Source organism: Vibrio chemaguriensis, from assembly GCF_012275705.1.
In the GTDB taxonomy this organism is placed as follows: domain Bacteria; phylum Pseudomonadota; class Gammaproteobacteria; order Enterobacterales; family Vibrionaceae; genus Vibrio; species Vibrio diabolicus.
On the sequence record NZ_SHOE01000043.1, the window covers coordinates 1 to 12398 of the forward strand.

Below are 12398 nucleotides of genomic sequence, written 5' to 3' on the forward strand. Positions count from 1 at the left end.
CTTAGTTTCGTGGGCTCGGATATGTGTATAATTTTTTTTTTTTTTTTTTTGAGATGTGTATAAGAGACAGTTTTGATCACAGCTATCCGCAAAAAAGTGAGTTAGAGCGCAATTATCGGCTAAAAAATGCACCGAACGACGCTCCCTATAACGGCATATAATTTGCATGGATGTTTTTTGGATGGTTTATGGAGGCGAAGTATGGCAGCCGCTGAGCAACTTGATACCAGTGTAGAATATGAGATTCGATATTTTGAACAGGGGAAAATGCACTGCATGAGAGTCATTGCTGAAAGCAAAAAAGTGGCTTATCAGTACTATTTAGAGTGCGGTAAGCACAACAGTGACTTGTACTCTATTCGCCCAGACAAATAAAAAAACCGCCTTTAAGGCGGTTTTTTTATTATTAAAATCACGCTAAATAATTGATTCTATTCGTGGTTTGGGATTGTTCTTCAACTGTATTATTTGATGTCGCCAAAGCGCTCAAGATAAAGAACCGTTGCCGCGGTACGAGAAGGAACTTGAAGCTTTTTAAGTAAACTCTTCATATGCACTTTAACCGTGGATTCAGAAATAAAAAGACGATCGGCAATCTGCTTGTTGCGGAAACCTCTTGCCACCTCTCTTAAGATCTGCGTTTCGCGATCCGTCAGCGTATCAAAAACGTCCTCTTGTCCTGAACGCTCACTCAAATACTTAGAAACTTCTTTGCTGTAAGCTTTGTCGCCTTGATGCGCTTGTTTTAGCAACTCAACCAGCTCATCAGGCTCAGTATCTTTCAATAAATAGCCATCTGCGCCACTTCGAACTATTGCTTCTATGTCAGCTGGGCTATCCGATACGGTTAAGATAACAATTCGAGCTTCACAACCATCAGCACGTAGCGCTTGTAAGGTATCGAGGCCTGACATGCCTTTCATATTGAGATCAAGAAGTACAAGATCCAGTTCCAGCTCATGCGCTTTCGCTACCGCATCTGCGCCATTACTTGCTTCTGCAACGACTTCAAACTCAGGCTCAAAGCTTAAAAGTTGGTGAATACCTCGTCGCATGAGTGGATGATCATCCACCAGCATTACTTTACACACTGTCACTGTTTACTTCCTTACTATGTTGGAATTCTAGTTTTACGGTACAGCCTTTGTTTATCGATGCTTCAATGTGAAGATCGGCATGCAGCCTAGCGGCTCGCTCTTGCATGATACTCATACCGTAATGATTTAATTTTTCGTCTTGATGTTCAAAGCCTATTCCATCATCGGTAACGGTTACTGTGACTTTTCCATCATTATCAAGACATTGAATGTGAATATTATCTGCTTGCGCATGCTTGATGGCATTAATTGCCGCTTCTCTTATCAACTGTAGTAAATGAACCTGCTGGTGTGCATCCAGTTCAGTTGAAGAAAGTCTATTTTTTAACGTAATGTCAGCGACGGTTTGTTCGTTGAGCGTTTCGACCATATCTTGCAATGCTTGGCCAAAACTGCCCTCTTTAATCGTAAGACGAAACGTCGTCAGTAATTCGCGTAGTTGGGTATAAGCAGCAGATAAGCCCGTATCCAACTCGGCAATGACTTGATTCGCCTGAGCTATCGCTTTTTCATCAGGCAAATTCTTTACGCTTCTCTTTAATAAAGCGACCTGAATTTTTAAATAAGAGAGTGCTTGAGCTAATGAATCATGCAGTTCCCGAGCAATGGTGGCTCGCTCTTCCATCAGTAGGATTTGTTCTGCTTGGCGTTGGGCTCGATTGTAATACACGGCACGCGATAAAATCTGCACAAAGTTGTCAATCAGTGCCTCATTCGGACAAGGTAACCCGGCCTTCCAATACAAATAGCCTAAGTGCTCACCGTCTAACGTTAGAGCCTTACTATGGCAATCTTCATCACAGTCGTGGCAGCACTCTTCCCCTTCCATCAATATCCAACTCGGTTCTCCCAATTGCTCTATTTCAAGTTTGACCGCTTTAATGCCTTCAAGACTTGCAATATGTTGCAATATGGCTTGGAAGTTATCCTGATTAATACGCGAAGCCGTTAACTCTTTCGACGAGTCATACAATACTTCTAAAGACTGATTCGCATGCTGTAATTTACGCGTTTTTTCATCAACCGCTTGTTCTAGCCCTCGGTATAACTTACCAAGGTCCGTCGCCATCCGATTAAAGGTTCGAGTCAGGATCCCCATTTCATTATCGCTGGATACATCAAGCGATATATTAAATGAGCGATTCTTAATTTGCTCGCTAGCAAAAACTAAAGCACGCAAAGGCCGTACAACTTCGAGGCGCACAAAATGGACAACAAACATACTGACACAAAGGATACCGCCTAACCCTAACCCGCCAATCCAAGCTAAGTTAATCAGCTTTTGCTCCGAAAAGCTTTGCAGCTTAAATACAAACTCATCGATCTGCTTTACAAAACCAGCCACTAGGAGTTGGTACTCCGCCGGGTTGTCTCCTCTCAACACCGACTTGAGCTCATGCCATCTCATAATAAGACGGTAGTAATCATGAGTAATGTCTTCTGGCACTGACCAATGCTGGAGCGCTTTCATGGAAGGTGAGTATATCGAATGTTCAAATGCGTCAATATGTGAAGAGTAATCAACAGATTTAATCTGAATATCATGTGCCAAACGATAACTTTGCATTCGCATTGAGCCAGCAACATTGACGGCTTCTGCATCATTCAAGCTTGACGCTAATGTAAAAATTGCAAAACCAGTCGTAGCAACTGAAAGCAGCAAAATAAGAAGCATCGCGGAAGCAATCGTGCGCGTCACTGACTTTTTCACATTTTTAAACAATCTGAGTTCCTCGCCCATTAACAGCCCTATTTATACGTGCAATGAACCCATTACCTTTCAACTTTATCAATATGTGATCACCTGCGACGGAATTTATTGATCCAAAACAATATTGCATCCCATTTACCTCCTAAGAGGTATTTATACAAATATGTCAAAAACTACAATTTCGTTAGTTTAAATGACAGTTTATTAATGAAAATTGTGGACTATGCTTAGTTTGGGTTCCAAGTTTCGAGGTGACTAAGTGGTAGACCTTTCCAGAAGAAGACTCTTTGCAAGAAAAGCGCACCCCGACAACGCCGTACGTTTGCCTTGGTTAACCAAGCCAGAACAATTTACGGACGATTGCACTCGCTGCGGTAAATGCATTGAGGCCTGCGAAACAAAGATTATAACTAAAAGTGATGGCGGATTCCCTTCGGTCGATTTTTCTATTGATGAATGCACATTTTGTTATCAGTGTGCAGACGCCTGTCCTGAGCCCCTTTTCTTGCCAAAAACAGAGCAACCTTGGCAAGCGAAAGCAGGTATCAACGATAGCTGCTTAGCAAAACAAAATGTCGAATGCCGAAGCTGTGGGGATATGTGCGACCCAATGGCAATTCAGTTCAAATTAGAACTGGGGAAAGTAGCACAACCTAATTTAGACCTTGATGAGTGTAACGGCTGCGGCGCCTGTGTTTCAGTGTGCCCGACTTCATCCATCAATGTGAGCAATATAACAGCCTAAGCCGTATGTCGTCGGCCAAAGGCAATAAATGAGAGAGCTATATGTCACTAAATGAAGTGCATATTTCAAGTTTGGTAGTACACGTACTGCCAGAACATCTGGACGAAATCAAACAACAGATCGAAGCACATGAAAATGCGGAAATCTATGGTGACAGTCCAGAAGGCAAGATTATCGTCGTGCTTGAAACCGAAAACCAAGGTTTTATCACAGACACTATCGATGCCATCAACAATTTACCGAATGTCTTGAGCACGGTATTGGTTTATCACCAAATCGAAACTGGGCTTGAAGAAACGGATGAAGAAGACACTGGAACACAACATTCCCAAATCGAGGGTGAAGTATGAAAATGACAAGACGTGCGTTTGTGAAAGCAAACGCGGCTGCATCAGCTGCTGCTGTCGCAGGTGTGACACTACCAGCATCTGCAGCCAACCTGATTGCAAGCTCTGATCAAACCAAAATCACATGGGACAAAGCACCTTGTCGTTTCTGTGGTACAGGCTGTTCTGTTCTTGTTGGTACTCAAAATGGCAAAGTGGTAGCAACACAGGGTGACCCAGAAGCACCAGTAAACAAAGGCCTAAACTGTATTAAAGGCTACTTCCTTTCTAAGATCATGTACGGTCAAGACCGTCTGACCCAGCCGATGCTGAGAATGAAAGATGGCAAATTCCACAAAGACGGTGAATTTACACCTATCTCTTGGGATGACGCTTTCGACATCATGGCTGAGAAATGGAAAGCTTCCCTCGAGAAAAAAGGTCCAACAAGCGTAGGTATGTTTGGCTCAGGCCAATGGACAGTAATGGAAGGCTACGCTGCGTCAAAGCTAATGAAAGCGGGCTTCCGTTCAAACAACATTGATCCAAACGCTCGTCACTGTATGGCTTCTGCTGTAGTTGGCTTTATGCGCGCATTCGGTATCGATGAGCCGATGGGTTGTTACGATGACTTTGAGAACGCAGACGCATTCGTTCTATGGGGCTCGAACATGGCAGAGATGCACCCTGTTCTATGGACTCGTATTACTGACCGTCGCCTAAGTCACCCTCACGTTAAAGTGAACGTGCTTTCTACTTACTACCACCGTTCATTTGAGTTGGCAGATCACGGCTACATTTTTAATCCACAGTCTGACCTAGCGATTGCTAACTTCATCGCGAACTACATCATCGAAAACGATGCGGTAAACTGGGACTTCGTGAACAAGCACACTAACTTCACTCAAGCAGATACCGACATCGGTTACGGCCTACGTGACGATGATCCGCTACAAAAAGCAGCGAAGAATCCTAACTCAGGCAAACTAACGTCTATCTCTTTCGAAGAGTACAAAAAGTCTGTTGCACCTTACACAGCTGAGAAAGCCTCTGAAATCTCTGGTGTTGAAAAAGAGAAGCTTATCGAGCTTGCGAAGCAATACGCCAATCCAAATACGAAAGTGATGTCTCTATGGACGATGGGTATGAACCAACATACTCGTGGCGTGTGGATGAATAACTTGGTTTACAACATCCACCTACTAACCGGTAAGATCTCGACTCCGGGTAACAGCCCATTCTCACTAACGGGTCAACCATCTGCGTGTGGTACCGCTCGTGAGGTTGGTACTTTCGCTCACCGTCTACCTGCAGACATGGTAGTAGCTAACCCGAAACACCGTAAGATTGCGGAAGACATCTGGAAACTGCCAGAAGGGACGATTCCACCAAAACCTGGCTTCCACGCCGTATTGCAAGACCGCATGTTGAATGATGGTGTTCTGAACTGTTACTGGGTTCAATGTAATAACAACATGCAAGCGGGTCCAAACATCAACACAGAACGTCTTCCAGGTTACCGCAACCCTGAAAACTTCATCGTTGTGTCTGACCCATACCCAACAGCGACAGCGCAAGCAGCAGACCTTATTCTTCCAACTGCAATGTGGATTGAGAAAGAAGGTGCTTACGGTAACGCAGAGCGTCGTACTCAAGCTTGGTACCAACAAGTGGGCACGGTCGGTCAGGCAAAATCTGACCTATGGCAGCTAATGGAGTTCTCGAAACGCTTCAAAATGGAAGAAGTGTGGCCTGAAGAGCTACTAGCGAAAGCGCCTCAGTACCGTGGTAAAACCATGTACGACGTACTATACCGCAATGGTAATGTCGACAAGTTCCCTATCGAAGAAGCACGCGAACTGAATGACGATTCCCACCACTTCGGTTTCTATGTTCAAAAAGGTCTGTTTGAGGAATACGCAACATTTGGCCGTGGTCACGGGCATGATTTAGCACCATACGACCGTTACCATGAAGTGCGTGGTCTACGTTGGCCAGTTGTTGATGGTAAGGAAACACAATGGCGCTTTAAAGAAGGTTCTGACCCATACGCAAAAGAAGGTTCTGGTTGGGATTTCTACGGCAATGCTGACGGCAAAGCGAAGATTATCTCTGCACCATATGAAGCGCCACCAGAAGTGCCAAACGATGAGTTTGATATGTGGCTATGTACTGGTCGTGTTCTTGAACATTGGCACACAGGCACCATGACTCGTCGTGTACCTGAGCTATACAAAGCAGTACCAGACGCAGTGTGTTACATGCACCCTGAAGACGCAAAAGCGCGTAACGTTCGTCGTGGTGAAGAAGTACTCATGGCAAACAAACGCGGCGAAGTACGCGTTCGTGTTGAAACTCGCGGTCGTAACCGTCCGCCAAAAGGTTTGGTATTCGTACCGTTCTTTGATGCACGTATTTTGATTAACAAGCTCATCCTAGATGCGACTGACCCACTGTCTAAACAGACAGACTTTAAGAAGTGTCCAGTCAAAATCACTAAGATTGCTTAACCTTCAGATACCGAATGCTACGGCCGTCACTATGGCGGCCTAATAAAGAATTTAAGCCATAAAGGCGGAGATGAAATGATGAAAAAATTACTTGTCGCACTTTTATCTGTAGGTGCTTTAGTGACAGGCATTGCGCAAGCTGAGTTAGATAATCCAGGTGGTATTGGCGGTCTAGAGTCTCTACGTGGAATGTCTCAATTGGAAGACACACGCCCTGCAGATGAGTTCAAAGACTTCCCTAAAGACCAGATTGTTGAAGATAGCTTTGTTTATCAACCACCGTTGATCCCACACAGCATCCGTCACTACGAAGTATCGTTAAATGCTAATAAGTGTCTTGCGTGCCACAGCTGGAAAAATGCAAAAGAGTCAGGCGCGACTAAAATTAGCGTAACGCACTATGTAAACCGAGAAGATGCTGTATTGGCGGATATGTCTCCTCGTCGTTACTTCTGTTTGCAATGCCACGTGCCACAAACTAATGCTAAGCCACTAGTTGAAAACAAGTTCGAGGCAGTTGATTCGCTTCAGTAATTGAAACGCGAGTACGAAGAGGTTATTTATGAAAATACTTAAAGCGTTTTGGAAAAGACTGAAGAACCCAAGTAAAGCTGCCGCTGGTGTGGTTTTGTTCTTAGGTTTTGCTGGCGGTCTTTTATTTTGGGGCGCATTCAACACAGGTATGGAGGCAACCAACACAGAAGAGTTCTGTTCTGGCTGTCACGCACCAATCGTTGCTGAAATTCAAGAAACAATTCACTACTCTAACCGTTCTGGTGTTCGTGCCATCTGCTCAGACTGTCACGTTCCTCATGAATGGACAGATAAGATCGTTCGTAAAGTACAAGCATCCAAAGAGCTATTCGCTCACTATGTTCTGCGTACTATCGATACACCAGAGAAGTTCCAAGAGCGTCGAGGACACCTTGCTGAGCGAGAGTGGGCACGAATGAAAAAGAATGACTCTCTTGAGTGTCGTAACTGTCACGAGTTTGATTACATGGATTACTCTCAACAAGGCTCACGAGCAGCGGAGCAGCACTCTACTGCGCTAGCTTCTGGAGAGAAAACCTGCGTAGATTGTCACAAAGGCATCGCGCACAAACTACCGGACATGAGCGGCGTTGAAGGCTGGCACTAAGGAGACTTCCCATGAGTACTTTAGAATCTGTAATTTGGCATATCCTTGGCTATAGCGCCATGCCTGTGATTATTCTTTCCGGCTTTGTGGCAGTAGCAGCAATCTCTCTCTGGCTGCTGTCATTTGGTAAGGATAAAGAGGTGTAACGTAACGCACTTCTACCCGTCAACTTGCCTATTTGTTGACACCAAGCGCTGAGTATCTACTCGGCGCTTTTTTATTCACCGTCACTTTCGGCCCAAAATGTCCTCAACCGATACATATATTCAATCGGTATAACAAGGTAGTCAGTAACGACCAAAAAAAGCGACCATAAAGGTCGCTAAAATTTACTGCTATAGGGAGTTGTTTAAGACTCTTTTACTGGCAGAACCTGCTTGACGTATTGCCCTGGAGCTTCATCGATTGCTGGGTGATCTTCAGAGCCAATAGGGAATGGTTCGACTTGCTCTTTTGGATTGAATTGAAGTAGCCATTCATTCCAATGTGTCCACCACGAGCCCTCTTTGTGCTCGGCATTATTCAACCACTCGTCAGCCGAATCATCCAAAGTATCGTTCAACCAATAACCATACTTATTTTTCGCTGGAGGGTTCACGATACCCGCAATATGACCCGACTCACCGAGAACAAACGTTTTGTTGCCACCAGTGTTCAGGGCACCACGATAAGTTCCCTGCCATAAAGCAATATGGTCTTCTTTCGTTGATACAAAATAGCTAGGAATTTTGATCTTATTTAGGTCAATCCATACCCCACCAATTTTGACGCCTTTGTCTTGCACTAGCTTATTCTCTAAATAGAGCTCACGAAGCAAGAAGTTATGGGAGGCAGCACTCACGTTGGTGCTGTCACTGTTCCAGTACAACAAGTCAAAATCGACTGGGCTGTTGCCCTTTAAGTAGTTGTCTACATAGTAGTTCCAGTACAAGCTATTTTCGCGCAGTAAGCTGAATGTGACGCTTAATGAACGACCGTCCATATACCCTTTTGCGTTGTTTTGCGCCTCAATTGCACTAACAATGGTGTCATTGATGTACGCGCCAACTTCGCCTGGCTGAGAAAAGTCGAGCAATGTGGTGAAGAAAGTCGCTGATTTAATACGCTTCTTCATACGTTTTGCCGCATAATACGCAACCGTGCTCGCCAGAACCGTACCACCGATACAGTAACCAGCCGCGTTGATTTGCTCTTGGCCCGTTATATCTTCAATTGCTGCGACAGCTTTGACGACGCCTTCTGTCACATAGTCACCAAACTCTACATGCGCTTGTGCCTTGCCTGGGTTGCGCCAAGACATCATAAATACGCTATGTCCCTGCTCTAGCAACCATCGAACCATTGAGTTCTTCGCTGTTAAGTCAAGGATGTAGTATTTATTAATGAAAGGCGGAACGATGAGCAGTGGCGTCGCATTCACTTTCTCTGTTAGAGGTCGATATTGAATCAACTCAAACAATTCGTTTTGAAAAACCACATCGCCCGGAGTGGTCGCAACGTCATCACCCACGCGAAACGCATTGTTGTTCGTCATACGAATTTTCAAAATGTCCGCGCTGGACTCAACGTCTTCTTTTAACTGCTCTAAGCCAGCCAGCAGGTTTTGACCGTTTTGCTCAAGTGTCAGTTTCAAGAGTTCTGGGTTCGTCGCGATGAAATTCGAAGGGGAAAGTGCATTGATGGCTTGACGAGAAAAGAAAAGTATTCGCTCTTTAGATTTTTCATCCAAACCTTCGAGTGACTCAATTGTATCTAAATAAGTCTTGCTGAATAACAGGTAGGATTGCTTAATGAAGCTATACATCACCTCATTTTGCCACGCTTCATTAGAAAAACGCTTGTCCCCTTTTTCTGCTTCAATGACCTGTTTTTGGTTACCCGCCAACGCGACATTCTGCCAAATTTGTAGCTGCTGTTCCCACCATTCGGCTTGCAATTTTAATATCGCAGCAGGTTGATTTACAGCTTGTTCGAAGAGTTTGGCAGTGTCTTCCAAGTTCACTTCTTGCATGGCCTTATTTAAAGGAGAGTTCACGACTGCCTTGTTCACTTCGAAATCATGCCACCACTGTTGATTGGTTTGTTGAAGCTGTACAAGATAGTCCGAAAAGAAGTGCTGAAACATAGTCTTACTCCTATATTCGGAAAAAACAACGCCGCCCAAATTAGGGTCTAGAGACCCTAAGGCGGCGAGAATCGGACAAATTACGCTGGAGTAACAGTCTTTAGATTTTCCGAAGTCATTTTCTCAACGTCTTCTTTGAACTCTTTTGCAATAGCTTGAAGCTTGTTGCTGTCGTCCATCATTTGTTGAGAAAGCTTAGTAAGAACGCTTAGTTGCTGGCTGTTGAAAGCAGTCAATGACGTTACGTCTTTGATTTCTGATGCCGCTTTCATTTGGTTCAGACCCACTTCGCTGTAAGTACGAATTGCGTTCAGTTGAAGCTCAGTCAACACTTCTACGTTTTTTGTCACTAGCTTGTTGAACTTCAAGTAAGGTTCTAGATTTTTTTCAGTTTGATCGCTAAAGGTTTTGAAGAAATCTGTGTACATGGTTTATCTCCTAGAGAAAGAATTAAAAATGTCCGTTTAAATAATTACTTAACTGCTTTTATAACCACAGCCGTCCCCATGCCGCCGCCCACACAAAGTGATGCGACACCATATTGACCATTTTGCTTATGAAGCTCGTGAACAAGCGTCACTAAGATTCGGTTGCCCGATGCACCAAGTGGGTGACCTAGCGCGATAGCACCACCATTAAAGTTCGCTTTATCTTGAATCGCGTTAACGGGAACTTGGTTGGTTTCCGCCAACTGATGAATCACGCCAAGAGCTTGCGCAGCAAATGCTTCGTTTAACTCGTAAACGTCAATGTCGTTTACCGTTAATTCCGCTTTTGCTAATGCTTTATTGACTGACTCCACTGGACCTAGACCCATGATTTTCGGATCAAGCCCCGATTGCGCATAGCTTACGATCTCAGCAATAGGCGTGAGTCCATGCGCTTTAACTGCGCTCTCAGACGCGACGATAATTGCACTCGCACCATCGTTAATACCTGATGCATTCCCCGCAGTCACAGTGCCTTCACGGTCAAAAGCAGGGCGCAACTTGCTTAACGCTTCCATAGTCGCATTAGCCTTTGGGTATTCGTCGGTATCGAATAGCACCGTTTCACGGCGTTGCTTTACTTCTACGGGCACAATTTCGTCTTTGAATTTACCCGCTTCGATTGCCGCCACCGCTTTCTGTTGGCTAGACAGCGCATACTCGTCTTGCTGTTGACGGGTTAGGCCGATTTCTTTTGCAACGTTTTCTGCCGTCACACCCATGTGATATTGGTTATAAATGTCGGTTAAACCGTCCGCTACGAGCAGGTCTTTCAGCTCTAGGTTGCCCATTTTGTTGCCATCACGAATACTACTTGGCGCGGCAAACGGAATCTGAGACATGACCTCAACACCTGCTGCAACAACAATCTCTGTATCACCACTACGGATATGTGAAACCGCATCCATGACGGTTTTCATGCCACTGCCGCAAACCATGTTTACACCATACGCAGGAACCGCGTCCGGAATCCCAGCGAACAATGCCGCCTGACGACCGACTCCCATGCCTTGACCTGCGCCGACAACGTTGCCAACAATGACTTCGTCAATCTTGTCGGCATTCAACTTCGCCGCTTCCAATGCGCCCTTAATCGCTACTGCTGCCAAATTGCCAGCAGAGGTATTTTTCAGACTGCCACCAAAGGCGCCAATTGGAGTGCGCTTCGCTGCTACGATAAACACTTTTTCCATCATCTTATCTCCTTAGTGCATGTATAGGCCGCCGTTCACCGACAAAGTCTCACCGGTGATATAGGCTCCTGCATCGCTGACCAAGAAGCTGACTGATGCTGCAATTTCTTCTGGTGTAGCAAGGCGTTTCATTGGGATTTGATTCGTGATGGATTCCAATACTTCTGGCTTCATTTGCTCAACCATAGGTGTACCAGTGTAACCTGGCGCAATAACATTTACTGTCACACCCGAACGAGCACCTTCATACGCCAACGCTTTAGAGAAACCTATCATCCCAGCTTTCGCCGCCGAGTAGTTTGCTTGACCAAACTGCCCTTTTAGGCCATTGACTGAAGAGATGTTAATGACACGACCACCGCCTTTTTCGCACATCGCAGAGAACAGAGGTTGCGTAACGTTGAATAGACTATTGAGGTTGGTATTAATGACATCATTCCAAGCTTGCGCAGTCATCTTTTTAAACACGCCATCACGTGTGATACCTGCGTTGTTGATAACGACATCAATGGTCCCTTCTTCCTCAAGCAATTGCGCTAATTTTTCTGCACACTCTGCAGTGTTTGTTACGTCCAACTCAAAAAGGCGAACCTGATCTTTGGTAAACCCTTTACTGTTGAACCACTCCAACGCACATTCATAGTTGCCTGTGAAATACGTAGCGATTACACGGTAACCATCATTCACTAATTGAGAGGAAATAGCAGAACCAATTCCGCCTTTTGATCCGGTGATCAAAGCGACTTTCTTCATCGAAGACTCCATTCTTAACGGCATTTAAAAAAGCAAACTAAATACACTGATGAAATAAATCACCAACTGACGTGTTTATTTATTCTTTTGGCTACCAATCCTGTGATGCCTTTTATTTTAAGTTAAACCAGAAATATTACATTTCAAATAAAAAACTAATCCATTTGCATAAGATTGATTTAGATCTCATTAAACATGAAATGTTATAAAACTGTCTCTTATACACATCTCCTGGTGTAGATCTCGGTGGTTGGCGTATCATTAAAAAAAAAAATAAAAATAAAAACGTCACCTCCGCAACCTATACGT

Annotated in this window: 13 protein-coding genes; 7 read left to right on the forward strand and 6 right to left on the reverse strand. The window is 44.5% G+C overall.

Annotation, left to right across the window (positions count from 1 at the left end; genetic code table 11):
- The first annotated feature begins 201 nt into the window (after positions 1–201).
- Positions 202–375 carry a hypothetical protein gene (locus EX191_RS22190; protein WP_005373524.1) on the forward strand — a complete coding sequence of 58 codons (174 nt, stop codon included), beginning with the start codon at positions 202–204 and terminating at the stop codon, positions 373–375.
- Positions 376–464: 89 nt separating this feature from the next.
- Here EX191_RS22190 and EX191_RS22195 read toward each other — a convergent pair whose 3' ends face one another.
- Positions 465–1097, reverse strand: coding sequence for a response regulator (locus EX191_RS22195; protein ID WP_341480785.1), 633 nt, complete (start codon positions 1095–1097; stop codon positions 465–467).
- Entirely contained in the window at positions 1084–2820 is a 1737-nt protein-coding gene (gene narQ / locus EX191_RS22200) for a nitrate/nitrite two-component system sensor histidine kinase NarQ (protein WP_048625157.1), read from the reverse strand. The genes EX191_RS22195 and narQ overlap by 14 nt, the downstream gene beginning before the upstream one ends.
- A 247-nt stretch (positions 2821–3067) precedes the next feature.
- Between narQ and napF the strand changes: the two genes are divergently transcribed.
- The 6 genes from napF to EX191_RS22230 all read left to right on the forward strand — a co-directional run bounded on the left by napF (position 3068) and on the right by EX191_RS22230 (position 7676).
- Positions 3068–3553: a ferredoxin-type protein NapF gene (napF, locus tag EX191_RS22205; RefSeq protein ID WP_193448508.1), complete on the forward strand. Its 486-nt coding sequence runs from the start codon at positions 3068–3070 to the stop codon at positions 3551–3553.
- Between the two features lie 41 nt (positions 3554–3594).
- Entirely contained in the window at positions 3595–3903 is a 309-nt protein-coding gene (locus tag EX191_RS22210) for a chaperone NapD (RefSeq protein WP_005398456.1), read from the forward strand.
- Positions 3900–6389, forward strand: coding sequence for a periplasmic nitrate reductase subunit alpha (gene napA / locus EX191_RS22215; protein ID WP_193448509.1), 2490 nt, complete (start codon positions 3900–3902; stop codon positions 6387–6389). Before EX191_RS22210 ends, napA begins: the two co-directional genes overlap by 4 nt.
- Before the next feature lie 78 nt (positions 6390–6467).
- A complete protein-coding gene (locus EX191_RS22220; RefSeq protein WP_031780699.1) occupies positions 6468–6923 on the forward strand; it encodes a nitrate reductase cytochrome c-type subunit in 456 nt (151 codons plus the stop codon).
- A 28-nt stretch (positions 6924–6951) separates the two neighbouring features.
- Positions 6952–7530: a NapC/NirT family cytochrome c gene (locus EX191_RS22225; RefSeq protein WP_005398274.1), complete on the forward strand. Its 579-nt coding sequence runs from the start codon at positions 6952–6954 to the stop codon at positions 7528–7530.
- A gap of 11 nt (positions 7531–7541) precedes the next feature.
- Positions 7542–7676: a TIGR02808 family protein gene (locus EX191_RS22230; RefSeq protein WP_005373546.1), complete on the forward strand. Its 135-nt coding sequence runs from the start codon at positions 7542–7544 to the stop codon at positions 7674–7676.
- 203 nt (positions 7677–7879) lie between these two features.
- Here EX191_RS22230 and phaC read toward each other — a convergent pair whose 3' ends face one another.
- The 4 genes from phaC to EX191_RS22250 form a co-directional block, all read right to left on the reverse strand.
- A complete protein-coding gene (gene phaC / locus EX191_RS22235) occupies positions 7880–9655 on the reverse strand; it encodes a class I poly(R)-hydroxyalkanoic acid synthase (protein ID WP_005398277.1) in 1776 nt (591 codons plus the stop codon).
- An 80-nt stretch (positions 9656–9735) separates the two neighbouring features.
- Entirely contained in the window at positions 9736–10083 is a 348-nt protein-coding gene (locus EX191_RS22240) for a phasin family protein (RefSeq protein WP_005398278.1), read from the reverse strand.
- A 44-nt stretch (positions 10084–10127) separates the two neighbouring features.
- Entirely contained in the window at positions 10128–11336 is a 1209-nt protein-coding gene (locus EX191_RS22245) for an acetyl-CoA C-acetyltransferase (RefSeq protein WP_193448511.1), read from the reverse strand.
- Between the two features lie 12 nt (positions 11337–11348).
- A complete protein-coding gene (locus EX191_RS22250) occupies positions 11349–12089 on the reverse strand; it encodes an SDR family oxidoreductase (RefSeq protein WP_134645500.1) in 741 nt (246 codons plus the stop codon).
- Positions 12090–12398: the final 309 nt, after the last annotated feature.